Consider the following 24,565-nt stretch of genomic DNA (forward strand, 5'->3'; position numbering starts at 1 on the left):
ACAGTGCCCATATGACAACGTCACATGAAAATGAACTCATCGTCATCTCCGGCGCATCGACGGGGATGGGCGCCGCAACGGCGCACGAACTCGCCCGGCGCGGGTACCACGTCCTCGCCGGCGTCCGACGCTCCGCGGACGCCGACACGATCCGCGAGGAACACGTCGAGCCGGTCCTCCTCGACATCACCGTTCCCGAACAGATCGAGGCGCTGGTCGAGCGGATCGCGACGGACCCCCGCAGCCGCACGCTGCGCGCCCTCGTCAACAACGCCGGGATCGCGGTGAACGCCCCCGTCGAGACGCTTCCCCTGGATCAGTGGCGGCGGCAGTTCGACGTCAATCTCTTCGGACACATCGCGATGACCCAGGCGCTGCTGCCGTTCCTCCACGACAGCACGGGCCGCGTGGTCAACATCAGCTCGGTCGGGGGCAAGATCGCGATGCCGACATACGGCGCGTACGCGGGAGCGAAGTTCGCACTGGAAGCGGTCAGCGACGCCCTCCGTCGCGAACTCGCTCCCCACGGGCTCCAGGTGGTCGTCGTCGAGCCCGGCGGCGTGCAGACCGAGATGACCGGGCACGGCATCGAACGAGCGAAGACGTTCGTGGCGGAGATGACCCCCGTGCACCGGCGCCGCTACGCACCCCTCATGCAGGCGATCATCAACCAGGCGACGGCCTTCACGACGAGCGGCGTGAGAGCTCAGGCGGCTGCGGTCGTCATCGCCGACGCCGCCACGACGCCCAAGCCACGGGCGCGGTACACCATCGGTCGGGACGCCGCGATGATGACCCGGCTCACCCGCATCCTGCCGGATGCCGTTCTGGATCGCGTCAGCGCCGCGAACCTCCGCCCCCACTTCCCGAAGTAACCCGCCCCCTCAACGCCTCGGCGCCGCGAGCGCAAGGCATCCCTTCCTCCCCGGCGCTCCCGCTACCGTGACGTCATGACCCGCATCGAGCTCCGCGACCTCCGTGACGACGACCGGGATGCCGCCTACGCGGCGGTGCGCGCGAGCGCATCGAGGTGGCCGCGCGGGCAGGTCGCCGATCGCGCGGCTTTCGACGCGTGGGTGGATGCCGATCGGGTCACGGCCCGCACGATCGTGGACGGCGACGACGTGGTGGGGCTCGCCGCGACGCTCGACGTCGACGGGGACCGTGAGGCGCTGCTCGCGGTGTCGCCCGACACGTCGCGGGAGTCCGCGACGGAGGCGCTGCGGCTCCTCACGCTCGCCGAGCCGGAGCGCCCGCTGTACGCGTGCGTCGCGGCCGATGACGACCCCTCGCACGACACGCTCGCCCGGCTGGGCTTCGTCGAGCACGGGCGCGACGGGGCCGACATCGTCTACGTACTCCCGCCGACCCTCGAGTGAGCCGGCTGCGTCTGCGGCTCAGACCATGCCGTTGGCGTTCGCGGACTGGGCGGGGACCTGCTGGATGACGTCCCAGTGCTCGACGATGCGTCCGTCGGCGATGCGCCAGAAGTCGGCCGTCGCGAGCCCGTCGTCTCCGGGCACGAGGTGGAAGTGGCTGTGCGTGACGACGAGGTCGCCCTCGGCGACCGTCCGCTTCACCTCGACGGTCAGCTCGGGGAAGCGCTGACGCATCGTGTGCACGTATCCGACGAACGCCTCGGCGCCGTCGGGGGCTCCCGGGTTGTGCTGGGTGTAGGTCTCGCCGAGGGCGGCCGCGGCTGCCGCCTCGGGTTCGCCCAGGTTGAACGCCTGGTTCCAGAAGCGCAGGACGAGTTCGGTGTTCTCAGTCGACGTGGACATGGTCGGTGCTCTCTTTCGGTGACGACGCCGGGGCGTCGGGATGGAACGCCCGCCGGTACGCGGCCGGAGCCGCGCCCAGGTGACGGGTGAGGTGGTGGCGGAGCGAGGCGACGGTGGCGTACCCGACGGCCGCCGCGACCTGCTCGACGGGCAGGTCGGTCTCCTCCAGGAGCTCCCGCGCCCGCTGCACCCGCTGAATCGTCAGCCAGCGGCGCGGTGCGAGGCCGGTCTCTTCGACGAACCGGCGCTCCAGCGTGCGGTCGCTGACCCGCGCGTGGCGTGCGAGGTCGGCGACGGTGAGCTGCGTATCGAGGTGCGCCAGCGCCCAGTCCCGGGTCGGCGAGGTCGAGGCATCCTGGATCTCGGGAACCGGGCGGTCGATGAACTGCGCCTGCCCGCCCTCGCGGAACGGCGCGACCACGCACCGGCGCGCGGCGGTGTTGGCGACGCGGCCGCCGTGGTCCCGCCGGACGAGGTCGAGGCACAGGTCGATGCCGGCGGCGGCTCCCGCGGACGTGTGGATGCGACCGTCGTGGACGAACAGCACGTTCTCCTGCAGCTCGACCTCGGGGAACCACGACCGGAAGAGGGGCGCGCATTCCCAGTGGGTCGTCGCGCGACGGCCGTCGAGGAGGCCCGCGGCCGCGAGGAAGAAGCCTCCGGTGCAGATCGACGCGATGCGCGCCCCCGGGCGCACGCGGTCGAGCGCTGCCCGCACGTCGCGCGCGAGGGTGGGACTCAACCGGTACGGGTCGATGGGCGGCACGATGACGGTGTCGGCGCGATCGAGCAGTTCCGGGCCGTGCTCCGGAGTGATCGAGAACCCCGCGTTGGTCGGGACCGGACCGCCCGTGGCGCTGCACACTCGCGTGTCGTATCCGGCGTCGGCGGCGTCGAAGATGCGGGCCGGGATGCCGAGCTCGAACGGATAGACGTGATCGAGCGCCAGCACGGCCACGAGGTGGGTCGTCGACATGGGTTCTCTCCTCCCGGAAGGGCCGTTCGCGGTCACCGGACCGTCAGCACGACCTTGCCCGGTCCGTGGCGCCGCGCGTGCGCGGACGCGGCGTCCGAGAGCGGATACGTCGCGGCGATGCGCGGGCGCAGCAGGTCCCGCGTCGCGAGGTCGGCGAGACCCCGCATGCCCAGCTGGTCGGACTCCACGAACAGCCCCGCGAGGCGCACACCCCGCTCGCTCGCCGCAGCCACGATCGGCGCGAGGCTCGGCGGCAGGGTCGACACGAGGATGCCGCCGGCCCGCACCGTGCGGAGCACCCGGGCCGGGTACTCCCCGCCGATGACCTCGAGAGCGACGTCGATGTCGGTGGCAGCGGTCGCGACATCGGTCGTGCGGTAGTCGATGATCTCGTCAGCGCCCCAGGCCCGCACGGCATCCGCGTGCTCTCCGGAGGCGACCGCGACGATGTGGGCTCCGCGCGACCGGGCGATCTGCAGCGCGAGGTGTCCCACGCCGCCGCTCGCCCCGGTGAGGAGGACGCGGGTTCCGGCGGTCACGTTCGCGGTGTCGACGAGCGCTTGCCACGCGGTCAGCCCGGAAAGAGGCAGCGCCGCCGCCTCGACGTGCGAGAGCGTTTCGGGTTTGCGGACGAACGCGCGCGGCGGTCCGACGGCGAACTCGGCGTACGCGCCCGCTCCGCGCGGGAACGGCAGCATGCCGAACACCTCGTCACCGGGGGCGTACAGCGTCACGCCCGGGCCGATGGCGGCGACGACGCCCGACACGTCCCAGCCGATGGTGAACGGCGGCGGCCCGCCGAAGGTGCCGGTCTGTCGCTGCATGGCATCCACCGGGTTCACCCCGGCTGCGTGGACTTCGACGAGGATCTCCCCGACCCCCGGGGTCGGCCGCTCCGCCTCGCCCGTATGGAGGACTTCGGGACCGCCGAGCCGGTCCTGCGTGACGACGCGCATGGATGCCATGCCCTCACGCTAGGAGCGCCTTCAGGGACGGGGAAGTGACGGGAACGTCATTCCGGCATACGAATCCGCCAGATCAGCGCCGAGCCAGCACCGCGACGACGGGACGGTGATCGCTGCCGGCGTCGTCGAAGTCGGTGGGCACCTCGAAGCTGCGGACCTCCCAGGCGGACCCCACCAGCACGTGATCGATGGGCGCCGCGAGCGCGGTCGGCAGGTCGACCGGCCAGGTCCCCCGGGCCGCTGCTCCGGCTTCCTGCGCGGCATCCTGACATTCGCCGACCGTCCCGCCGTTCCGCCCGAGCCCGGACAGGTGGTCGAGCGTCGAGTTCAGGTCACCGGCGAGGATCACGTCGGGCCCCGCGCACTGCGCCGCGACCCAGTCGATGCCCCGGGTCCAGTCGTCGATGATGAACGGCAGCGGGGGCAGCGGGTGCGCGGCGATGAGCGTCGGACCGGTGCCGTCGACCGGCCGCCAGACCCCGCTCGGTGCACCCGGCGTCGATCCCGCGGCGGCGTCGAGGACGTACGGGCCGAGCGCGTCCGCGACGAGGAGCGAGGTCGGTACCGGGCGATCGCCGGGCGCGGCCTCGACGGTCGCGGCCGTCATGCGGATCCCGTCGCGCTCCAGGATGCCGACGACCTCCGCCGCCGCGCGGGAGTCGGTCTCGGGGAGGCTCACGACATCCGCGCCGCTCTCGCGAACGAGGCGGGCGATGGCGTCGGGCGACGCTCCCCCGCCGTACGTGTTCCACACCGCCACGGTGAGGTCGCCCTGCGCGACGGAGCCGCCCCAGCCCCGCGTCACGAGCACCGCGCCGTTGCCGACCGCCGCGGCGGCGAAGACGACGGCCAGCCCGAGGGCGACCGCCGCGCGACGACGCAGGAGCGCGACGATCCCGGCCACGGCGGCGAGCGCCGCGAACCCGATCGCCACCGGCGCCCGGAACGAGATCAGCAGGGCCACGCCCTGCCACCGCTCCGCACCGATGAGCTGCGGCCAGACGACGAGGAGGGCGAGAACGCCTGCCACGAGAAGCGTGATCAGGAGCGGGAGTCGGCGGCGCGAAGCGGTCGGCATCCCCACAGTGAAGCGGAGTTCGATGAATGTTCGCCGGATCGGCCCTCCCGCATACCCTAGGGGGGTATGGTATCCATCATGAACGGGTACGACGGACACAAGGACGACCTGCAGAAACGGCTGCGGCGCGTCGAGGGCCAGGTGCGCGGCATCGCGCGGATGGTCGACGAAGACAAGTACTGCATCGACATCCTCACGCAGGTGTCCGCCGCGACGAAGGCGCTCGAGACCGTCGCGCTGTCGCTCCTGTCCGATCACCTCAGCCACTGCGTCGCCGAGGCCAGCGCGGAGGGCGGCCAGGTCGCCGCCGAGAAGATCCGCGAAGCCAACGACGCCATCGCCCGGCTCGTCCGGTCCTGACCCCCGAGGAGAACACCATGAAGGAACGCATCGAACTCGGTCTCCGCGAGGCCGCGGCATCCACTCCCCTTCCGGAAGGCGCGGTCACCCAGGTGATCGGCGTGACCGGGATGACGTGCGCGCACTGCGTCCGCAGCGTGACCGAGGAGATCTCGGGGATCGCCGGAGTGCAGGGAGTGTCCGTCGACCTGCGCGTCGGCGACGTCTCGCGCGTCACGATCGCCAGCGAGACCCCGCTCGACGCCGCCCTCGTGCGCGACGCCGTCGAGGAGGCCGGCTACGCCCTGGCGGCCGACCCGTCATGAGCACCACCGACGTCGAGCTCGACATCACCGGGATGACGTGCGCCTCGTGCGCCACCCGGATCGAGCGCAAGCTGAACAAGCTGCCCGGCGTCGAGGCATCCGTCAACTACGCCACCGAGAAGGCGCGCGTGCGCGGCGACGACCTCGACCCGGCGGACCTCATCGCTGTCGTCGAGGCCGCGGGCTACGCGGCCGCGGTGCCCGCGCCCCCGGTTCCGGAGAAGGTCGCGACCGACCCCGAGACCGACGCCCTCCGCCGACGCCTGCTCATCAGCCTCGCGCTGGCCGTGCCGGTCGCGCTGCTGTCGATGATCCCGGCGCTGCAGTTCTCGAACTGGCAGTGGCTCGCACTCACGCTGACCGCTCCCGTCGCGGTGTGGGGGGCGTGGCCGTTCCACCGTGCGGCGGCGGTCAATGCCCGCCACGGCGCCGTGACGATGGACACGCTGATCAGCCTCGGCGTCATCGCCTCGTTCGGCTGGTCGCTCTACGCCCTCTTCTTCGGCGGCGCGGGCATGCCCGGGATGACGATGAGCTTCACGCTCTTCGGCGCACCGACCGCCGGCGCGCACGAGATCTACCTCGAGGTCGCCGCGCTCGTGACGGTGTTCCTCCTCGCCGGACGCTACGCGGAAGCGCGGGCGCGCACAGCCTCGGCCAGTGCACTGAAGGCCATGCTGAACCTCGGCGCGACCTCCGCGACGAAGCTCGACGACGGCCGTGAGCGCGAGGTCCCGGTCGCGAGCCTCGTCGTCGGCGACGTCGTCGTCGTGCGTCCGGGCGAGAAGATCCCGTCGGACGGTGTCGTCCTCGAGGGAACGTCGGCGGTGGATGCCAGCATGCTCACCGGCGAATCCGTTCCGGTCGAGGTGGCCCCCGGCGCCCGCGTCGTCGGTGCCACGATCAACGTCGGTGGCCGCCTGGTCGTCGAGATCACGCGCGTGGGCGCCGACACCGAGCTTGCCCGCATGGGACGCCTGGTCGAGGAGGCGCAGACCGGCAAGGCCGAGGTGCAGCGTCTCGCGGACCGCGTGTCGGCGGTCTTCGTGCCGGTCGTGATCCTGCTCGCCGTCGCGGCGTTCGTCGGGTGGCTCGTCGCGGGGGCACCGCTCGAACTCGCGTTCACCGCCGCCGTCGCGACGCTTATCATCGCCTGCCCGTGCGCCCTCGGCCTCGCGACCCCGACCGCGCTGCTGGTGGGAACGGGACGCGGGTCGCAGCTCGGCATCCTGATCCGCGGTCCGCAGGTTCTCGAGCAGACGCGCCGCGTCGACACGATCGTGCTCGACAAGACGGGCACCGTCACCACCGGCCGCATGGCCGTGACCGACGTGCTCCCCGGCGCAGGTGTGGACCGCGCCGAACTGCTCGCCGTCGCCGCGGCCGTCGAGGGCGGATCGGAGCATCCCGTCGGGCGCGCGATCGCGTCCGCCGCGGGAACCGTGGCCCGCGTCGAGTCGTTCAACGCGCACGCGGGGTACGGCGTCCAGGGTGTCGTGGACGGTTCCGCGGTCGTCGCCGGTCGGCTGTCGTGGCTGCGCGATCAGTGGAGCGTGAAGGTGCCGGCATCCTTCGATGTTGAGGCGAGCGGAACCGTCGTCGCCGTCGCGCGCGACGGGGAGTACCTCGGCGCGATCGTCGTCGCCGACACGATCAAGCCGACGAGCGCCGAAGCGATCGCACGGTTCCGCCGCCTCGGGCTCCGCCCCGTGCTGCTCACCGGGGACAACGCCGCGACCGCCGCCCGCGTCGCCGCGGAGGCGGGGATCGACGACGTCCGCGCCGAGGTGACGCCGGCCGAGAAGCTCGACGTCGTCCGCGCGCTGCAGGCCGAGGGCCGGGTCGTGGCGATGGTGGGCGATGGCGTCAACGACGCCGCGGCACTCACGGCCGCCGACCTCGGCATCGCGATGGGCGGAGGGACGGATGCCGCGATCGCGGCGAGCGACGTCACGGTGGTGTCGGGCGATCTGCTCGTCGTCGCCGACGCCGTCCGTCTCGCGCGCCGCACGCTCGGCACGATCAAGGGCAACCTGTTCTGGGCCTTCGCCTACAACGTCGCCGCGATTCCGGTGGCGATGGCGGGTCTGCTGAACCCCGTCGTCGCGGCCGCGGCGATGGCGCTGTCGTCGGTGTTCGTCGTGACGAACAGCCTGCGGCTGCGGAGGTTCCGCGCGGAGCCGTCCGTCGCGTCCTGACGCGGAAGAGAGGATGCCATGACCTCGCACGATCACGCGATGCACGGGGCGACGCCGGGTTCGACGTCGACGGAGCACGAGATGCACGACCACGCGGGCCACGAGATGCACGACCACGCGGGCCACGAGATGCACGACCACGCGGGCCACTCCGGGTATGCCGGTCACGGTGGCCACGCCGGGCACGTCGCACGCTTCCGACGCCTGTTCTGGATCATGCTCGTCGTCGCCGTGCCGGTCGTCGGCTTCTCCGCGATGTTCGCCGATCTCCTGGGTTACGCGCTTCCGGATGCCGCGTGGGTGCCGTGGGTGTCGCCGGTCCTCGGAACCGTGATGTACGTGTGGGGCGGCGCGCCGTTCCTCAGCGGAGCGGTCAGCGAGATCCGCGGGCGCGCCCCCGGCATGATGCTCCTCATCGCGCTCGCGATCACCGTCGCCTTCTTGGCATCCTGGGGCGCGAGCCTCGGTCTGCTTCACCACGATCTCGACTTCTGGTGGGAACTCGCCCTCCTGATCGTGATCATGCTGCTGGGGCACTGGATCGAGATGCGGTCCCTCGCCCAGACGACCTCGGCGCTCGACTCGCTCGCGGCACTGCTCCCCGACGAGGCCGAGCGGGTCGAGGGCGACACGACCGTGTCGGTGCCGCCGTCCGCGCTGCGGGTCGGCGACGTGGTGGTCGTGCGCCCCCGGCGGACGCATCCCCGCGGACGGCCGAGTCGTCCAGGGCTCCGCCCAGCTCGATGAGTCGATGATCACGGGAGAATCCCGCACCGTGTCCCGCGGCGAGGGCGACCCGGTGGTCGCGGGCACGGTCGCGACCGACTCCGGCATTCGCGTCGAGATCACCGCCGTGGGCGACGACACCGCCCTCGCCGGCATCCAGAAGCTCGTCACCGAGGCGCAGGCGTCGAGCTCGCGTGCGCAACGCCTCGCCGACCGCGCCGCCGCGCTGCTGTTCTGGTTCGCCCTCGGGTCCGCCGTGATCACCGCGGTGGTGTGGACGCTGGTCGGGATGCCGGACTCCGCCGTCATCCGCACGATCACGGTCCTCGTCATCGCGTGCCCGCACGCGCTCGGTCTCGCGATCCCGCTCGTCGTCTCGATCGCGACCGAACGTGCCGCGCGCGGAGGCGTTCTCGTGAAGGACCGTCTCGCGCTCGAGAGCATGCGCACGGTCGACACCGTCCTCTTCGACAAGACCGGCACGCTCACCCGCGGCGAGCCCGCCGTCACCGCCACGGCCGCCGCCGCCGGCTTCGATCGCGACACCGTCCTGGCCTGGGCGGCCGCCGCCGAGTCCGACTCCGAGCACCCCCTTGCCCGCGCGATCGTGCGCGACGCCGAAGCGCGAGAGCTCGACGTCCCGGCATCCACCGATTTCTCCTCGTCACCGGCGGTCGGCGTGCGGGCGACGGTCGACGGTCGCACCGTTCGCGTGGGCGGCCCGGCGCTGCTCGCGGAGGAGGGCGCCGACGAGCTTCCGATCGCCGAGGAGTGGCGCGGGGACGGCTCGATCGTGTTGCATGTCGTGGCGGGTGGCGAGACCGTCGGTGCGCTGCGCTTGGCCGACGAGATCCGACCCGAGTCCGTGACCGCCGTGCGCGCTCTGGCGGAACGCGGGATCGAGGTCGTGATGATCACCGGTGACGCGGAGCCGGTCGCCGCCGCGGTGGCCCACGAGCTCGGCATCCGTCGCTTCTTCGCCGGAGTGCGCCCCGAGGACAAGGAATCCAAGGTCGCCGAACTCCAGGGCGAGGGTCGCCGCGTGGCGATGGTCGGCGACGGCGTCAACGACGCACCGGCGCTCGCGCGCGCCGACGTGGGGCTCGCGATCGGCGCGGGAACGGATGTCGCGATCGCCTCCGCCGGTGTCGTTCTCGCCAGCGACGATCCACGGTCGGTGCTCTCGGTCATCGAGCTCTCGCGCGCCAGCTACCGGAAGATGCGCCAGAACCTCTGGTGGGCGGCCGGGTACAACCTGCTGTCCGTGCCGCTGGCCGCGGGAGTGCTGGCACCGATCGGCTTCGTCCTGCCGATGTCGGTCGGCGCGATCCTGATGTCGCTGTCGACCATCGTCGTGGCTCTCAACGCGCAGCTCCTGCGCCGCCTGGATCTGCGGCCGGATGCCGTGGACCCGCTTGCGCGTTAGGGCGTCCGCAGGTCGGCCTCGATGGCGCGGGCCGCGGCGAGCAGCGCCGGGATCAGCCGGTCGGTGACCTCGGCTTCGGGGTAGCGGCCGGTCGCCATCGAGAGGTTGATGGCCGCGACCACCGCCCCCTCGCGGCCGTGGACCGGCGCCGCGAGCGACTGCAGCCCGGGCTCGAGTTCACCGTCGACGCGGGCCCAGCCCTGCGCGCGCACCCGCTCGAGTTCCTGCCGCACGGCGGCGGGATCGGTCAGCGTTCGGGGGGTCCGAGCGTCGAGCTTCGTGGCATCCAGGATCCGATCCCGTTCCGGAGCGGATGCCGCGGCCAAAAGGACGCGACCCATGCTCGTGATCGCGGCCGGGAACCGCGTGCCGACCGTGATGCCGACCGACATGATCCGGCGCACGGGGACGCGGGCGACGTAGACGATCTCGGCACCGTCGAGGACGGCAGCCGACGCGCTCTCGCCGACCGCGCGCGACAGCGCCTCGAGGTGCGGCTGCGCGACCTCGGGGAGCGACAGGGCCGAGAGGTAGCTGTAGCCCAGCTCCAGCACCCGCGGGGTGAGGGCGAACGAGCGCCCATCGTTCCGCACGTACCCGAGACTCTGCAGCGTGCGCAGGAAGCGGCCCGCGGCGGCCCGCGTCACGCCGGCGCGGCGCGCGACGTCGCTGAGCGTCAACTCGGGGTTATCGGCGTCGAACGCGCGGATGACCGCGAGCCCTCGCACGAAGGCCTGGACGACCTCGCCGGGGCCGTCGCTGTCGTCGCCGAGAGCGGAGGCGAGGGGTTCGGCGTCGGTCACCGGCTCACCCTATCGATCGGGCGGTCAGCGACCTCACCGCTCCAGGACGACGGCGAGGCCCTGGCCCACGCCGATGCAGATCGAGACGACGGCGACTCCCGAGCCGCGGCGGGCGAGCTCGTGCGCCGCGCGGCCGATGATGCGACCGCCGGACGCGCCGAGCGGGTGACCGATCGCGAGCGCGCCGCCGTGGACGTTGAGCTTCTCGGGGTCGAGTTCGGACCATCCGGCCAGGCACGCGAGCGACTGCGATGCAAAGGCCTCGTTGAGCTCGACGAAGTCGACGTCGGCCCACGTCTTCCCGGCGCGCGCGAGCGCCTTGTTCGCGGCCTCGATGGGGGCGATCGGGAAGACGTCGGGGTCGACACCGTGGGCCGCACGACCCGCGATCCGCGCGAGCGGCTCGGCATCCAGGGCTCCCTCGCCGCCGATGAGCACGGCGGAGGCGCCGTCGTTGATCGGCGAGGAGTTGCCGGCCGTGACGCTCCCCTGCCCGTCGGCGGCGAACAGCGCCTTCAGCCCCGCGAGCTTCTCGACCGAGGTGTCGTCGCGGATGCCCTCGTCGCGGCTCAGCGCGACCCCGGGCACCGCCACGATCTCGCCGTCGAAGACGCCGTCGGCCCACGCGGATGCCGCACGCTGGTGCGACCGGACGGCGAAGGCATCCTGCGCCTCCCGCGTGATGCCCCACTCGCGCGCGATCTTCTCGGCGGATTCGCCGTTCGAGATCGTCCAGTGCTTCGGCAGGGCGGGGTTCGTCATGCGCCAGCCGATCGCGGTGTTCCACATCGTCGCGTTGCCGACGGCCGGGAACGGCTTCGCGGCCTTCTCCACGACGTACGGCGCGCGGCTCATCGACTCGACGCCGCCGGCCAGCACGATGTCGACATCGCCCGACTCGATCGCGCGCGACCCCTGGATCACGGCCTCGAGCGACGACGCGCAGAGCCGGTTGACGGTCGTCCCCGTGACGGTCGTCGGGAAGCCGGCGAGCAGCGCGCCGAAACGGGCGACGTTCCGGTTGTCCTCCCCGGCCTGGTTGGCATCCCCGAAGACGACATCGTCGATGCGGGCGGGGTCGAGACCGGTCCGTTCGACCGTCGCCTTCATCACGAGAGCGGCCAGATCGTCGGGACGAATGGATGCCAGGGCTCCCCCGGCGCGACCGAAGGGCGTGCGGACGGCGTCGTAGACGTAGCTGGCGGTCATGTCAGGCTCCTCGCTCGATCAGCGTGAGACCGAGGAGCTCCTCGATCTCGGCGTGCGTGTTGTCGCCGAACAGCTCCTGCACGCGGAAGCCGTCGGGGGTGACGTCGAAGACGCCGTGGTCGGTGTAGACCCGGGAGACGCAGCCGACACCGGTGAGCGGGTAGGTGCACGTCTCGACGAGCTTGGGCGCGCCCTGCTTGGTGAGCAGGTCGGTCATGACGTAGACGTCCTTCGCCCCGATGGCGAGGTCCATCGCCCCACCGACGGCCGGAATCGCCCCGGGCTCACCGGTCGACCAGTTCGCCAGATCACCGGATGCCGAGACCTGGAATGCACCCAGTACGCACACGTCGAGGTGGCCGCCGCGCATCATCGCGAACGAGTCGGCGTGGTGGAAGTATGCGGCTCCCGCGAGCGCGGTGACCGGCTGCTTTCCGGCGTTGATCAGGTCGGGATCGACCGATCCGACGGCCGGCGCCGGACCCATTCCCAACATTCCGTTCTCGGTATGCAGCACGATCTCGAGCCCCTCGGGCAGGTAGTCCGCCACGAGCGTCGGGGCGCCGATGCCGAGGTTCACGACGGCGCCTTCGGGGATGTCGGATGCCACGCGCGCGGCGAGCGCGGTGCGGGAGACGCGGGTGGTCATGCGTCCGCTCCGTTCTGGGCGAGCGGGCGCCCCTCGATGTCGACGCCGCCGACGAAGACGCCGCCGTTCAGCCAGCGGCGTTCGCCCACGGCCACGACCCGGTCGACGTACAGGCCGGGGGTGACGACGGCCTCGGGGTCGAGGTTGCCGAGCGGCACGATCTCGTCGACCTGGACGACGGTGGTCTTCGCCGCGGCGGCCATGATCGGTCCGAAGTTGCGGGCGGTCTCGCGGTAGACGAGGTTGCCCCAGCGGTCGGCGCGGCGCGCGCTGATGAGGGCGACATCGGCGTGGATCGGGTACTCGAGGACGTAGTCGCGGCCGTCGATGCGCCGCGTCTCCTTCCCCTCGGCGAGCTGCGTTCCGAACCCGGTGGGGGGGTGAAGAAGCCGCCGATGCCGGCGCCCGCTGCGCGGATCCGCTCGGCGAGGTTCCCCTGCGGCACGAGTTCGAGCTCGATCTTGCCGTCGCGGTACAGCCCGTCGAAGACCCACGAGTCACTCTGGCGCGGGAACGAGCAGATCATCTTGCGCACCTGCCCCGCCTTCAGCAGCGCCGCGAGGCCCGTTTCGCCGTTGCCGGCGTTGTTGTTGACGACCGTGAGGTCGCGGGCGCCGTGCGCGATGAGCGCGTCGATGAGTTCGACGGGCTGCCCCGCGCGGCCGAATCCGCCGATCATCACGGTCGAGCCGTCGGCGATGCCCGCCACGGCCGCCGCGACGTCCGGCACGGTCTTGTCGATCATGGTTCCTCTGTTCGTTCAGCGAACGCGTGTTCGTTGAGCGATCATACGCTGATGAACGTCGCTCCGCCAGAGTCCCCTCCTCATCCGATCGGATGAGATTCCTTCGCACGTCGGTCCGGCGTCCAGCGGAATCCCGGGGTGCCGGGTCCGGGGTCACTCATTGGTTCACCCGCACCGGCGCAAGCTGGAAGGAGTGAGACGTCGGGCGGTACGGGCTCCCGGCCGGAGGCGGTCTCCGCGCACGGCCGCCAAGGTCCTGCGTCACCGACGGGCGAGGGCCGGCCATTGGGGGCGGCCCTCCCCCCTCGGTCAGCGGATGCCGTCGCGCGGCACGAGTTCCTCGCGCACGCGAACGCCCCACAGAGCCAGTTGCGTGCGGTCCGCGACGCCGACCTTGCGCAGCGCCGCGTGGATATGGGTCCGCACCGTGTTCACCGACACCCCGAGTCGCTTCGCCACGTGCTCGTTCGAGGTGACGCCGTCGCTCAGCAGACGGATGATCGCGACCTCCGACGGACTGAGGGATGCCACCTTCCCCCGGTCCTCGTCGCCGATCCGCCGCTGGACCACGTACGCGAGCAGCGCCCGCGTCACGCGCGATGACACCACGCCCTCGCCGCGGTGGACGGAGCGGATGGCCTCCACGAGCTGCGCGCCGTCGTGGGTCTTCAGGAGATAGCCGCTCGCGCCGTTCGACAGCGCGCGACGAACGAGGTGGTCTTCCCCGTGGCTGGTGAGGGCGATCACGCGGACCCTGCCGCCCGAGTCCTCGATGACGGCGCGTGTCGCCTCGATGCCGTTCATGCCGGGCATCTCGAGATCCATGAGGATCACGTCGGGACGCTCACTGAGTGCCGCCGTGACGGCATCCGTCCCCGTCGCCGCCTCCCCGACGACGACGACATCGTCGACGTTGTCGAGCCGCAGGCGGACCCCTCGCCGGAACATCCGGTTGTCGTCGACGATGAGCACCCGGATCGCGTGTTCGTCAGTCACGCACGATCTCCCGGGGGCGGACGAACGGGATCTCGACCGCGAGGTGCCATCCGCGGGACTCGTCGCCCGAGGCATCCAGGGTTCCGTCCACCAGTGCGAGCTTGTCGCGCAGGTTCTCCAGACCCCACCCGAGGCCGAGGTCGTCCTCGCCGGCACGCGAGTGCCGCGGAGACCCGTTCGTGACGCCGGCGTGAAGTCGTTCGGCATCCACCGTCACCCGCACCTCGACGGGCGCGCCCGGAGCGTGCTTCGCGGCATTGGACAGACCCTCCTGCACCGCGCGATACGCCGTCGACGAGACCACGACGGGCGCCTCGTCGAGATCGCCCCGGACCTCGAGCGACACCTCCATCCCGCGCTCGCGCCAGAACCGGGCGAGGGTTTCGAGATCGCGGAGATCCGGCGTCGGTGCGTGCGCGACGTCCTCCACGGAACGCAGGTCGCCCAGGGCGCCGTAGAGACTGGCCGCCGCGTACCTCCCTTCGGCGCGAACCTCCTCGATGAGCCGCAACGCCTGATCGGGGTGCGCGGGCGCCAGCTCCGCGGACGCGTCGCACAGCGACACCAGGCCGGCGAGGTGCTGCCCCGCGACGTCGTGCAGCTCCTGCGCGATGCGTGCCCGCTCGGTGGCACGCGAGGCCTCTCGATCGCCGCCGCCTGCTCCTCCTCGAGATCGATCGCGCGCTGTCGCGCCCGCGCCGCACGCCGCTCCAGCACCGCCCACAGGATGCCGAGCGCGACACCCGCGAACGACGTGGATGCCAGCGACGTCCCCTCCGTGAGGAGGAACCCGATCACCCGGTCGGCGGGTGTGCCGATCCCGGCCGCCCACGCCGCCAGGACCACGCACGCGCCGACCACGCCGAAGGCCGCCCACGCGGCGGCCACGGAGGGCGGTCGTGCGGTCCCGACGGCGAACATCGCGATCGCGATCACGAGGTGCATCGGCCCGGCCCAGTTCGGTACCGCCAGCCCCACCGGGACGACGAGATAGAAGACGACGGTCGCGAGCATCGCCAGGACGGGACGGGATGCCACGAGCATCAGGCTCGCGGCCTGCGCGAGGCAGGCCAGGATGACGAGCACGATCACGACCGCCGGTGTGAGCGGCCCGTCCCACGTGCCGCCCCCACCGAACAGCGTCAACACGGGCACCGCGGACACCTGCACGACGGTGGCGACGAACACGACCCCCGCGAACAGGGGCGAGCGCATCAGCGATACGACCCGGGGCCTGACGACTCTCTCCATCGCACCTTCCTACCGGGCGAACGTGTCCTACCGCCATCCGGAGCCACGACCGGTCGACACCTTCTCAGGTCGAGTCGGAAGCCTGGAGGTAGGTGAGCACCGCCTTGACGCGGCGGTTCTCGTCGACGGGACTCAGTCCCAACTTCAAAAAGATCCGCCCGACGTGCTTTCCCACCGCGGGGTCGCTGAGCACGAGCTGATCCGCGATAGCGGCGTTCGACTGGCCGTCGGCCATGAGCGCGAGCACTTGCGTCTCCCGAGGTGTCAGCGCGTCGAGGACGCCCGGCCTGCCTGCACGGAGGAGGTGCTGCACCACGTGGGGGTCGATCGTGGTCCCACCGGAGGCGACGTTCACCAACGCGCTGGCGAAGTCGCGGACGCGACTCACGCGGTCCTTCAGGAGATACCCGACGGCACCTTCCGGGAGGGTGAGCAGCTGCCGGGCGTTCGCGTCGGCGAGGTATTGCGACAGAACCATCACTGGCTGGTCCGGGTACTCGCGCCGAATGTCGAGCGCGGCACGGAGTCCGTCGTCCGTAAGGCCCGGCGGCATGCGCACATCGGTGATCACGAGGTCGGGGACGTCGGCGGCGGCAGCGAGGGCGTGATACTCGTCGACCAGCTCTGTCGCCGTTTCCGCCGCGTGGACCACCGTGTGACCGAGCCGCTCGAGAAGGGCGACGAGCGCCTCCCTCAAAAGAGCGGAATCCTCGGCGATGAGAATCTTCATGCTCACGTGCTCCAACCCGGGGGCAGGGGAAGTGCCATGCGGAGAACGGTAGGGCCACCCGCAGGGCTCGTCACCCGCAGGTGACCATTCAGCGACTCGGCCCGCTCATGGAGTCCCCTAAGTCCGCTTCCCCGTCTGTCGTCGGCACCGCCCACGCCATCATCCGTGATCGTGGCGGTGAACGTGTCGTCGCGGAGATCGATCCTGATGCCCGCAGAAGTCGCGGCGGCATGCTTCGCGACGTTGTTCAGAGCCTCGGACACGAGGTAATAGGCAGTCGTCTCGATCGCCGCGGGCAGACGTGCGTCAGCATCACCCTGGAGCGACACCGGAATCGCCGCGCGTTCGACGAGCTCCTCCAGCGCGGTTCTCAGTCCATGGTCCGTCAGCACGGAGGGATGGATGCCGCGCACCGTGTCACGGAGCGTGGACATCGCGTGCTCGGCCTGCTGTTGGGCATCGTTGACGGCCCGCGACAACAGGGTCGTGTCCGTGCCGCGTGCGGCCAGCTCGTCCACCTCCAGACCGATCATGCCCAGGCGTGCGCCCAGGGCGATCAGCTCTTGTTGCACCCCATCGTGGAGGTCTCGTTCGATGCGACGACGATCTGCGTCCGCCGACTCCGCGAGCGCGCGTCGGGAGTCTATGAGTTTGGCGAGGTTGATGTCGGTCTCACTCGGGCGTGGTTCACACAGGTACCGGAGCGAAAGAGCCTGGGCCGTCGCGAGCACCGCATTCACGTACCCGAACAGGCACATCGCCGCGAAGAGGAGGAGAGGCACCGGCCACCAGTTGCTCGGTGTCATCACCCCCTCGGCCTCGCCGACGAACTGAACCTCATTCGGGCCGGTGATGCCGGCGACCGCAACCATGCCCAGCGCGACAACGGTCACCGCCTCGAAGAAAAGAACCACGAGCGCCCCGAAGGCGAAAGCGAGATCCAGCAGCAGCGCCGCCGTCTCCCGCCACGTGGCCGTTTCCCTGAGACGGATGTTGATCCAGTGGTGGCGTTCGTGATCACCGACGTGCACGTGGCCACTTTCCTGTGGAGGAAAGCCCAAAACGCGGGTTCGTCGGCGTTCCACCGCACCCAGCAGCAGCGCCCAGAAGGGCAGGAGAAGGAACGACAGGACAGTCAGCGGAACGAGAACGGCCCCGATGGCGACGCTCAGAATCAGATAGCCCAGTGCCCGCCATGGCCACGCACGGAAAGCGAACCGCCACGGGGGCAGGGTCAGCGCCGCCCTCAGATCCCCGCCCTCCATGTGGCTAGCCTACGGATCCGGCTCGCTGAGAGGGGGAACCCCACGAAGTATGGCCAGCCATACCCCCACAGGCTGGCTGAGCCCATCGCCTCCCCCAGGTGTGAACGGTTCGATGGGTGACAGGCGAAGGAGGATCGAGATTCTCAGAGCATCCGGGGTGGGCCACACCTTCTCCAACGGTCGCGTCGAGACGGTGGCGCTCCGCGGCGTCGATTGCGCCTTCGAGGCGGGCACATTCACGGCCATCATGGGTCCGTCGGGCTCGGGGAAATCCACCCTCCTCTACTGTCTGGCAGGGCTCGTCCGCGCATCCACCGGATCGGTGACCTTCGATGGGGTAACGCTGACGACCGCGCGAACGCGGCAACTCGACCGGCTCCGACGGGACGATTTCGGCTTCATCTTCCAGAACCTCAACCTGCTCGAAGCGTTGACGGCGCAGCAGAACGTGACGTTGCCCTCGCTGTTCGGCGGCGCGGCGATCTCGCGATCGCGGGCGGTGGACGCACTCGCCGAGGTGGGGCTGGCAGAGAAGAGCGCCTCGTACCCGGCGGAGCTTTCCGGCGGGCAGCAACAGCGGGTGGCGATCGCGCGCGCGTTGGCGCAAAACCGTCGGGTGATCTTCGCTGACGAGCCCACCGGAGCGCTGGACCGCAAGAGTGGATTCGTCGTGATGGAGCAGTTCAGTCGATTCCGCGAGCGGGGGGCCGCGGTGGTGATGGTCACCCACGATCCGCAGATCGCCGCCTTCGCAGACCGCGTGCTCTTCCTCGTAGACGGTCAACTGGTCGACACCATGAACGATCCCACGGCCGACAGGGTCAGCACGCGCATGACGGGCTTGGAGAGCGCGGCCCGATGAGTGTAGGTCGACGGCTCTGGGTGTCCGCCGCGTTCGTACGTCGACACCGCGCCGCCTACGTGGGCGTCTCGGTCCTGCTCGGTGTTGCCACGGTCGTCACCACCGTCGAGATGGTGCTCTACACCGGGCTGGCAAGCGGTGACGCCATCCAGAGCCAGACGCTCGATGAGTTCGACGCGCGCGTCGTGCGGGCAGCGGTGAACGCGTCGCAGGGCATTCTGCAGGTGATGTGCTTCACGACGGTGGCCATCGCCCTCGTGCTCGTCTACCTGGGGTTCCGCAAAATGCTGGCTCTTCGCCGACACGAACTCGGTCAGATGCGGCTCGCGGGGGCCAGCGTCCTCCAGGTTCGCGTGATGGTCACCACTGAGGCGCTTGTCTTCGCGACCACCGTCGTCGTCCCATCCGTGATCGTCGGACAGCTTCTCTCCCACCCCTTTTACCTGTTGCTGCAGTCCGTCGGCGTGTTTGGAAGCTCGCTGCAGTTGGACTTCGGCGTGCCCGTCGGAACGCTCGCAGCGGTTGCGGCCGGCATGATCTCCTGTTCGGTCGTTGCGGCCTGGCTGAGCCTTCGGACCCGTCAGGCGGTTGATGTCTTGGCGGCCCTCGACTCTACGGCGAAGGGGGACGCCACCAGGCGTGTGAGCACAGTTCGGCTACTGGTGGCGGCCCTGTCCGTCGTCGGGCTCACCGCGTTCCTCGTCTTCATGCCCGACACCGGCAGCGAAAACCCCGTTGCGTCGATCATCGTGCCGCTGCTGATCGTCTTCCCACTCGGCGCGCTCGCCCCGGTTCTCGTCCCCGGCGTCGCTCGCCTGCTGGCCTGGACCTTGTGGCCGCTGATTCGAGGCTCCGGAGTGCTGGTGGCCCAGCGGGCCTCCCGCGACTCGCGCAGGTTTGCATCCAACGTTCTCCCCCTCCTGATCCTGATGGGGGTCCTGGGCGGGTTCGCCATCGGAGCCGGGCCCGATCAGGCGACGACGCGCGCCGACTACGACCACAAGGTGACCGCCGACCTGGTCGCGCAACCCACCGGCACGAAAGAAGCTGACGCGGTGTTCACTCTGGCAAGCGAACTCAAGGGCGTGAACGCGGTGATGAGATCAGCGGCGACGACCCGACTCCTCGAATCGGGCCGGCCGGATGGCACCTTCCTGACGGTCTTCAACTTCGTCGACCTCGACACGTACCGGAACGTCTTCGATACCGAAGTGCGGGCGGGGGACTTCGCGGCCGCCGGTGGCACGAAGGTCGTGTCCGCACGCGAACGAGACAAGGTCGGCGACACGATCACGGTCGAAGCACCGAATGGGGCCACCGTGACCCTCCAAGTGGCAGCAGTGGTCGCTTCGCGTATCTATTCGGGCCTCCTGTTGGATTGGGGCTTGATGCAGCAGCTCGACCCTCAGGTGTGGGACGTCCGCGCCTTCCTCTCGACAGGAACCGAAGATGTGAGCGCCGTCGCCGACGAAGTGCGGGCGGTGGCTCCGGTCCTGACCAAGGATCAGTACATTCACACCCGCGTGGAACTCCGCCAGAGCAATGCCCGCACGGGCAATATCGCCCTCTTCGGCACGATCTACGTGCTCGCGGTGGTCGCGATGATCCAAGGCTTGGCAGCCTCCACGCTCAACAGGCGGGGCGAGTACCGACTGCTGCGCCTGCTCGGCGTCTCTCGGCCTCGGATCATCGGCACGCTGCTTTCCGAAGCGGTCGTCCTCGTGCTCACGAGCGGTGCCCTGCTCACCGTCGCGTTTGCGTTCATCGCCTGGCGATACGTCGCCGGCGACCCTGGGGCGACAGCGACGGCCGTGGGCGCCATCGATTGGGGAGGCATCGCACTGACGTTCGCGGTCATGTCAGGGCTGTTCGCGGCGACCGTGCTGGTTTCTGCGCTGTTCGCGACACGAGAAGCGGATCGCCGATGATCCGCGGTGGTTCCCACCGCAGCTTCATCACTGCGCGGCACAGCGAGCCTTCGGCGGCGTGGGCCCAACCCCGCACGGCCCCCCGCTCCCGCCGACAACGAAGGCCCCGGATCTCTCCGGGGCCCTCGTCGTTCTGTGCGCGAGGGGGGACTTGAACCCCCACGCCCTTGCGGGCACTGGCACCTGAAGCCAGCGCGTCTACCTATTCCGCCACTCGCGCGAGTCGTGGCATCCAGGGATGCCGCGCACTCAACTTCCCGAGAATATCACGGTCCCACGGGGCAGATGAACCGTGTTCGGCGCTCGCATCCATGACCTCCCCAGGCGCGCTGACTACGATGTGGCTACTGGTCTGCCTGCCTGAAGGAGTCTCGTGGGACTACTCGACAGTTTCGAGAGAGGTCTCGACCGCGCCGTGAACGGTGCGTTCGCGAAGACCTTCCGCAGTGGCATCCAGCCGGTGGAGATCGCCTCGGCACTCCGCGCCGAGCTCGACAAGAAGGCCGTCGTGGTCACGCGTGAGCGCATCCTGGTGCCGAACGCCCTGACCGTGCGCCTCTCCCCCGCCGACGACGAGAAGATGAGCGCGTTCGGCTCGACGCTCGTGTCCGAGCTGGACACCCTGGTGAAGCAGCACGCGCGCACGCAGGGCTACTCGTTCGCGGGTCCCGTCACGATCTCGATCGAGCGTGATTCCTCCGTCTCGACCGGCACGCTCCGCGTCGACTCGGGCACCACCGAGGGCCAGGTCTCGTGGCGGGGTGTCGTCGACATCAACGGCACGCGGCATCCGCTGGTCAAGGCCCGCACGGTGATCGGTCGCGGAAGCGACGCCGACATCACGATCCCCGACGCCGGCACGAGCCGCAAGCACGTCGAGATCCTGTGGGACGGCGAGCGCGCCATGGTCCGCGACCTCGGCTCCACGAACGGGACGACGCTCAACGGACGCAAGGTGACCGAAGCCGCTCTGCCGCCCGATTCGAAGATCTCGATCGGCCGCACGGATATCGTCTTCCGTGTGGTCGCGCAGGCGCAGACCGCACGGCGTTCGACGCCGTCCGATGCGACACAGCTTTTCGACGTCCGGGACCGGGGGCCCCTGTCATGAGTCCACTGACTCTTCTTCTCCTGCAGGGCGGATTCCTGATCCTCCTGTGGTTCTTCGTGTTCGGTGTCGTGTATTCGCTGCGCGCCGACCTCTTCGGCGTGAAGGTGCGGAAGCTCCCCGAGCCCGAGGCATCCGCCCCCGCTCCGGCCGCCCCGGCGCCGGTGGCATCGCCGAACGCAGTGACGACGCAGGTCAAGCGTCCCGCTGCTCCGGCCCCGGTCCCCGCGGGGGGCCTCGCGACGACCGCCTCGGTCTCGCGCATCGTCATCACGAGCGGCCCCAAGGCCGGACTCGAGCTGCCGCTCGGCACCGAGCCGCTCACGATCGGCCGCTCGAGCGAGTCGGGTCTCGTCATCCGCGACGACTACACCTCGAGCCATCACGCGCGACTCGTGCTGTGGGGCGACCAGTGGATGCTGCAGGACCTCGACTCCACGAACGGCACCACGCACGACGGGGTGCGCGTGGCATCCCCCGTTCAGGTGAAGGTGGGCGCGCCGATCAAGGTGGGCGCGACGACCTTCGAGCTGCGGAAGTAACGCACCTTGGTCTTTCAAGGCTCGAGCGCGGCGATCTCCCACACGGGAAAGGTCCGCTCCAACAACCAGGACTCCGGTTACGCCGGATCCAATCTCTTCATCGTCGCCGACGGCATGGGCGGGCACGCCGGCGGTGACGTCGCCTCGAGCCTGGCGATCGCACGGCTGACCGACCTCGACCGGCCGTTCCCCAGCACCAGCGAGGCCGAGCACGCGCTGGGCGATGCCCTGGCCGACACCGCGACCGACCTCATCGACACGGTCGCGCGGCGTCCCGAGCTCGCCGGCATGGGCACGACGGTCAGCGCGATCATCATGGTCGACGACTACGCCGTGATCGGCCACATCGGCGACTCCCGCGTGTACCTCTACCGCGACGACACGCTCACCCAGATCACCACCGACCACACCTTCGTGCAGCGTCTGGTGGACTCGGGCCGAATCACCCCCGAAGAGGCCCGCTATCACCCGCGCCGTTCGGTGCTCATGCGCGTTCTGGGCGACATGGACCCCGACCCCGAGGTCGACACGTTCATCATGCCGACCCAGGACGGCGACCGCTGGCTGCTGTGCTCCGACGGGCTCTCCGGGGTCGTCGACGACGCGCACACCACGAAGGCCCTCGCACTCGGGATGCCGCCCGCCCGCACCGCGGACGCGCTCCTGAAGCAGGCGCTCGACGGCGGCGCACCCGACAACGTCACGGTCGTGATCGTCGACGTGGGCGGCCAGCACCCCGTGTTCATCGGCACGCCCACGATCGTGGGCTCCGCCTCGAACCCGACCGGCGTCGTGGTGCCCCCGGTCCGCGCCGCGCGGTCGCCGTGGCTGCACTCCGCGCGGCAGGCGGCGAACGAGCCGACGCACTTCGAGCCCGCGGCGGAGTTCCTCGAGGAACTCATCGAGGAAGATCGGCGCCGCGCCCGCCGCCGCCGGCTGGGGTGGCTCGCCGCCCTCCTGCTCGTGCTCGCGGCGATCGGGGTCGCCCTGTTCGCCGGGTACAACTGGACCCAGACGCGCTACTACGTCGGCGCGGACGACGACACGGTGGTGATCTACCGCGGGGTCCAGCAGTCGATCGGACCGATCTCGCTGTCGTCCGTCTACGAGGACACGGGCATCGTCCTCGCCGGTCTGTCCGACTTCGACCGCCAGGCCGTCGAGACGACGGTCTCGGCGCGCTCCCTGGCGGATGCCGAACAGATCGTGGCCCGACTGCGTCCGAAAGCGGAGGCCACCGGATGACCGACCAGAAACTGACGCGACCGGGCGAGGTGTCCACCGACACCGCGGTCATGCGCGCGCTCAAGAAGATCCGCACGCCCGCGAAGCAGCGCAACCGCGAACTCGGTCTGCTGCTGTTCGCGATCGCGGTGTACGGCTCGGCCATCGTGCTCGTGCAGCTCGGCGTGAACGGCACCGTGGAGTCGGGCTACCTCATGCTCGCCGCCATCCCGGCCGTGCTCGCGCTGATCCTGCACGTCGTCCTGCGTCTGCGCGCCCGCGACGCGGATCCGTTCGTCCTCCCCATCGCCACGGTCCTCACGGGCATCGGCATCGCGGAGATCTACCGCATCGACCTCGCGGTCGGACTGAACGGATGGGATGCCACGGCCATCCGCCAGATCGCCTGGGCGGCGATCGCGCTGGTCGCGGCACTGCTCGTGGTGATCTTCGTCCGCAACTACCGCGTGCTGTTCCGGTACACGTACCTCTCGGGCCTCGTCGGCATCCTGCTGCTCCTCCTGCCGTTCGTCCCGGGCCTGGGGACCGAGCAGAACGCCGACGTGTGGGTCTCGCTGGGTTTCGTGTCGTTCCAGCCCGGTGAGCTCGCCAAGATCGCTCTCGCGATCTTCTTCGCCGGCTACCTCGTCCGCACCCGCGAGAGCCTGACGTCGACGGGAACGCGCTTCCTGTTCATGACGTGGCCGCGCGCCCGCGAACTCGGCCCGCTCCTGATCATCTGGCTCGTCTCCCTCGGCATCATCGTTCTGCAGCGCGACCTCGGCACGGGTCTGCTCATCTTCGGCATGTTCGTCGCCATGCTCTACGTCGCGACCGGCAAGACGAGCTGGGTCCTGATCGGTGTGGTCCTGGCCGCGACCGGAGCGTTCCTGGCATCCCGTGTCCTGCCGTACGTCAACGGACGCTTCACGAACTGGCTCGACGCGTTCAACACCGACGTCGTCAACGCCGACGGCGGCAGCTACCAGCTGACGCAGGGCATCTTCGGCCTCGCGCACGGCGGTCTGTTCGGCACCGGACTCGGCCAGGGCCGTCCGTACATCACGCCCCTCTCGCAGAGCGACTACATCGTCCCGAGCCTCGGCGAGGAGCTGGGCCTGGTCGGCCTGTTCGCGATCCTCGCGCTGTACATGGTGTTCGCGAGCCGCGGCATCCGCGTCGGTCTCGCCGGTCAGGACGACTTCGGCAAGCTCCTCGCGACGGGCTTCTCGTTCACGATCGCGCTGCAGGTGTTCATCATGGTCGGCGGCGTGACCCGCGTGATCCCGCTGACGGGTCTCACGACGCCGTTCCTCGCGGCCGGTGGGTCGTCCCTCGTGGCGAACTGGATCATCGTCGCGTTCCTCCTGCGCATCTCGGATGCCGTGCGCAGCCGTCCCCGGGTGGTGATCGGCTGATGACCACGCCCACGATCGAG

The 24,565-nt window shown here is 70.3% G+C and carries 22 protein-coding genes, 1 tRNA gene and 2 pseudogenes; 12 read left to right on the forward strand and 13 right to left on the reverse strand.

Going from position 1 to position 24,565, the window contains the following annotated elements; all coding sequences use genetic code 11:
• Positions 1-11: 11 nt before the first annotated feature.
• Positions 12-875, forward strand: a complete 864-nt coding sequence (locus RKD05_RS05770; protein ID WP_424708640.1) for an SDR family NAD(P)-dependent oxidoreductase — start codon at positions 12-14, stop codon at positions 873-875.
• Positions 876-950: 75 nt separating this feature from the next.
• Positions 951-1,379, forward strand: coding sequence for a hypothetical protein (locus RKD05_RS05775; RefSeq protein ID WP_424708641.1), 429 nt, complete (start codon positions 951-953; stop codon positions 1,377-1,379).
• Between the two features lie 18 nt (positions 1,380-1,397).
• Here the strand turns inward: RKD05_RS05775 and RKD05_RS05780 are convergent, their stop codons facing one another.
• From RKD05_RS05780 to RKD05_RS05795, 4 genes are all read right to left on the reverse strand, one after another.
• Complete coding sequence (locus tag RKD05_RS05780; RefSeq protein WP_424708642.1) at positions 1,398-1,781, reverse strand: nuclear transport factor 2 family protein; 384 nt, start codon at positions 1,779-1,781, stop codon at positions 1,398-1,400.
• Positions 1,765-2,757 carry a GlxA family transcriptional regulator gene (locus tag RKD05_RS05785; RefSeq protein ID WP_424708644.1) on the reverse strand — a complete coding sequence of 331 codons (993 nt, stop codon included), beginning with the start codon at positions 2,755-2,757 and terminating at the stop codon, positions 1,765-1,767. The genes RKD05_RS05780 and RKD05_RS05785 overlap by 17 nt, the downstream gene beginning before the upstream one ends.
• 32 nt (positions 2,758-2,789) lie before the next feature.
• Positions 2,790-3,722 carry an NADP-dependent oxidoreductase gene (locus RKD05_RS05790; protein WP_424708646.1) on the reverse strand — a complete coding sequence of 311 codons (933 nt, stop codon included), beginning with the start codon at positions 3,720-3,722 and terminating at the stop codon, positions 2,790-2,792.
• 73 nt (positions 3,723-3,795) lie between these two features.
• A complete protein-coding gene (locus RKD05_RS05795; RefSeq protein ID WP_424708648.1) occupies positions 3,796-4,800 on the reverse strand; it encodes an endonuclease/exonuclease/phosphatase family protein in 1,005 nt (334 codons plus the stop codon).
• Between the two features lie 78 nt (positions 4,801-4,878).
• On the opposite strand from RKD05_RS05795, the gene RKD05_RS05800 reads away from it, so the two are divergent.
• The 4 genes and pseudogenes from RKD05_RS05800 (at position 4,879) to RKD05_RS05815 (ending at position 9,815) form a co-directional block, all read left to right on the forward strand.
• Positions 4,879-5,160, forward strand: coding sequence for a metal-sensitive transcriptional regulator (locus RKD05_RS05800; RefSeq protein WP_026095929.1), 282 nt, complete (start codon positions 4,879-4,881; stop codon positions 5,158-5,160).
• Positions 5,161-5,177: 17 nt separating this feature from the next.
• Complete coding sequence (locus RKD05_RS05805) at positions 5,178-5,465, forward strand: heavy-metal-associated domain-containing protein (protein WP_424708649.1); 288 nt, start codon at positions 5,178-5,180, stop codon at positions 5,463-5,465.
• A complete protein-coding gene (locus RKD05_RS05810) occupies positions 5,462-7,663 on the forward strand; it encodes a heavy metal translocating P-type ATPase (RefSeq protein WP_424708651.1) in 2,202 nt (733 codons plus the stop codon). The genes RKD05_RS05805 and RKD05_RS05810 overlap by 4 nt, the downstream gene beginning before the upstream one ends.
• Positions 7,664-7,702: 39 nt before the next feature.
• Positions 7,703-9,815, forward strand: a pseudogene (locus RKD05_RS05815) (heavy metal translocating P-type ATPase).
• Here the strand turns inward: RKD05_RS05815 and RKD05_RS05820 are convergent.
• The 8 genes and pseudogenes from RKD05_RS05820 to RKD05_RS05855 all read right to left on the reverse strand — a co-directional run bounded on the left by RKD05_RS05820 (position 9,812) and on the right by RKD05_RS05855 (position 17,463).
• Entirely contained in the window at positions 9,812-10,618 is an 807-nt protein-coding gene (locus tag RKD05_RS05820; protein WP_424708652.1) for an IclR family transcriptional regulator domain-containing protein, read from the reverse strand. The pseudogene RKD05_RS05815 and the gene RKD05_RS05820 overlap by 4 nt on opposite strands.
• A gap of 33 nt (positions 10,619-10,651) precedes the next feature.
• The gene (locus RKD05_RS05825) at positions 10,652-11,827 is read right to left on the reverse strand and encodes a thiolase family protein (RefSeq protein ID WP_424708654.1); all 1,176 of its coding nucleotides are present in this window, start codon (positions 11,825-11,827) and stop codon (positions 10,652-10,654) included.
• Position 11,828: 1 nt separating this feature from the next.
• Entirely contained in the window at positions 11,829-12,476 is a 648-nt protein-coding gene (locus RKD05_RS05830; RefSeq protein WP_424708656.1) for a 3-oxoacid CoA-transferase subunit B, read from the reverse strand.
• Positions 12,473-13,221, reverse strand: a pseudogene (locus tag RKD05_RS05835) (3-oxoacid CoA-transferase subunit A). The gene RKD05_RS05830 and the pseudogene RKD05_RS05835 overlap by 4 nt, the downstream one beginning before the upstream one ends.
• Positions 13,222-13,530: 309 nt before the next feature.
• A complete protein-coding gene (locus RKD05_RS05840; protein WP_424708657.1) occupies positions 13,531-14,217 on the reverse strand; it encodes a response regulator in 687 nt (228 codons plus the stop codon).
• Complete coding sequence (locus RKD05_RS05845) at positions 14,210-14,941, reverse strand: sensor histidine kinase (protein WP_424708659.1); 732 nt, start codon at positions 14,939-14,941, stop codon at positions 14,210-14,212. Before RKD05_RS05845 ends, RKD05_RS05840 begins: the two co-directional genes overlap by 8 nt.
• Before the next feature lie 591 nt (positions 14,942-15,532).
• Positions 15,533-16,198, reverse strand: coding sequence for a response regulator transcription factor (locus tag RKD05_RS05850; RefSeq protein ID WP_424708661.1), 666 nt, complete (start codon positions 16,196-16,198; stop codon positions 15,533-15,535).
• Between the two features lie 2 nt (positions 16,199-16,200).
• The gene (locus RKD05_RS05855) at positions 16,201-17,463 is read right to left on the reverse strand and encodes a sensor histidine kinase (RefSeq protein ID WP_424708662.1); all 1,263 of its coding nucleotides are present in this window, start codon (positions 17,461-17,463) and stop codon (positions 16,201-16,203) included.
• A 157-nt stretch (positions 17,464-17,620) separates the two neighbouring features.
• On the opposite strand from RKD05_RS05855, the gene RKD05_RS05860 reads away from it, so the two are divergent.
• On the forward strand, positions 17,621-18,325 hold the full coding sequence (locus RKD05_RS05860) for an ABC transporter ATP-binding protein (protein ID WP_424708663.1): 705 nt from the start codon (positions 17,621-17,623) through the stop codon (positions 18,323-18,325).
• A 20-nt stretch (positions 18,326-18,345) separates the two neighbouring features.
• A complete protein-coding gene (locus tag RKD05_RS05865) occupies positions 18,346-20,253 on the forward strand; it encodes an FtsX-like permease family protein (RefSeq protein ID WP_424708665.1) in 1,908 nt (635 codons plus the stop codon).
• A gap of 136 nt (positions 20,254-20,389) precedes the next feature.
• Here RKD05_RS05865 and RKD05_RS05870 read toward each other — a convergent pair.
• A tRNA-Leu gene (locus RKD05_RS05870) sits at positions 20,390-20,473 on the reverse strand.
• Positions 20,474-20,626: 153 nt separating this feature from the next.
• Here RKD05_RS05870 and RKD05_RS05875 point away from each other — a divergent pair.
• The 4 genes from RKD05_RS05875 to RKD05_RS05890 are packed head-to-tail and all read left to right on the forward strand — an operon-like array spanning position 20,627 to position 24,545.
• Positions 20,627-21,364 carry an FhaA domain-containing protein gene (locus tag RKD05_RS05875; protein WP_424708666.1) on the forward strand — a complete coding sequence of 246 codons (738 nt, stop codon included), beginning with the start codon at positions 20,627-20,629 and terminating at the stop codon, positions 21,362-21,364.
• Complete coding sequence (locus tag RKD05_RS05880) at positions 21,361-21,903, forward strand: FHA domain-containing protein FhaB/FipA (protein ID WP_424708667.1); 543 nt, start codon at positions 21,361-21,363, stop codon at positions 21,901-21,903. Before RKD05_RS05875 ends, RKD05_RS05880 begins: the two co-directional genes overlap by 4 nt.
• Positions 21,904-21,909: 6 nt before the next feature.
• Positions 21,910-23,148, forward strand: a complete 1,239-nt coding sequence (locus RKD05_RS05885; protein WP_424708668.1) for a PP2C family protein-serine/threonine phosphatase — start codon at positions 21,910-21,912, stop codon at positions 23,146-23,148.
• On the forward strand, positions 23,145-24,545 hold the full coding sequence (locus tag RKD05_RS05890; RefSeq protein WP_424708669.1) for an FtsW/RodA/SpoVE family cell cycle protein: 1,401 nt from the start codon (positions 23,145-23,147) through the stop codon (positions 24,543-24,545). Before RKD05_RS05885 ends, RKD05_RS05890 begins: the two co-directional genes overlap by 4 nt.
• Positions 24,546-24,565 lie beyond the last annotated feature (20 nt).

Origin of the sequence: Microbacterium sp. SLBN-111 (assembly GCF_049739645.1) — a bacterium.
Classification (GTDB): Bacteria; Actinomycetota; Actinomycetes; order Actinomycetales; family Microbacteriaceae; genus Microbacterium.

Bases quoted from the DNA above. Each gene is read 5' to 3' on its own strand.
- RKD05_RS05825 (WP_424708654.1), bottom strand. From the start codon at position 11,827: ATGACCGCCAGCTACGTCTACGACGCCGTCCGCACGCCCTTCGGTCGC.
- RKD05_RS05880 (WP_424708667.1), top strand. From the start codon at position 21,361: ATGAGTCCACTGACTCTTCTTCTCCTGCAGGGCGGATTCCTGATCCTC.
- RKD05_RS05850 (WP_424708661.1), bottom strand. From the start codon at position 16,198: ATGAAGATTCTCATCGCCGAGGATTCCGCTCTTTTGAGGGAGGCGCTC.
- RKD05_RS05770 (WP_424708640.1), top strand. From the start codon at position 12: ATGACAACGTCACATGAAAATGAACTCATCGTCATCTCCGGCGCATCG.
- RKD05_RS05790 (WP_424708646.1), bottom strand. From the start codon at position 3,722: ATGGCATCCATGCGCGTCGTCACGCAGGACCGGCTCGGCGGTCCCGAA.
- RKD05_RS05805 (WP_424708649.1), top strand. From the start codon at position 5,178: ATGAAGGAACGCATCGAACTCGGTCTCCGCGAGGCCGCGGCATCCACT.
- RKD05_RS05810 (WP_424708651.1), top strand. From the start codon at position 5,462: ATGAGCACCACCGACGTCGAGCTCGACATCACCGGGATGACGTGCGCC.
- RKD05_RS05855 (WP_424708662.1), bottom strand. From the start codon at position 17,463: ATGGAGGGCGGGGATCTGAGGGCGGCGCTGACCCTGCCCCCGTGGCGG.
- RKD05_RS05795 (WP_424708648.1), bottom strand. From the start codon at position 4,800: ATGCCGACCGCTTCGCGCCGCCGACTCCCGCTCCTGATCACGCTTCTC.
- RKD05_RS05830 (WP_424708656.1), bottom strand. From the start codon at position 12,476: ATGACCACCCGCGTCTCCCGCACCGCGCTCGCCGCGCGCGTGGCATCC.
- RKD05_RS05775 (WP_424708641.1), top strand. From the start codon at position 951: ATGACCCGCATCGAGCTCCGCGACCTCCGTGACGACGACCGGGATGCC.
- RKD05_RS05780 (WP_424708642.1), bottom strand. From the start codon at position 1,781: ATGTCCACGTCGACTGAGAACACCGAACTCGTCCTGCGCTTCTGGAAC.
- RKD05_RS05890 (WP_424708669.1), top strand. From the start codon at position 23,145: ATGACCGACCAGAAACTGACGCGACCGGGCGAGGTGTCCACCGACACC.
- RKD05_RS05785 (WP_424708644.1), bottom strand. From the start codon at position 2,757: ATGTCGACGACCCACCTCGTGGCCGTGCTGGCGCTCGATCACGTCTAT.
- RKD05_RS05800 (WP_026095929.1), top strand. From the start codon at position 4,879: ATGAACGGGTACGACGGACACAAGGACGACCTGCAGAAACGGCTGCGG.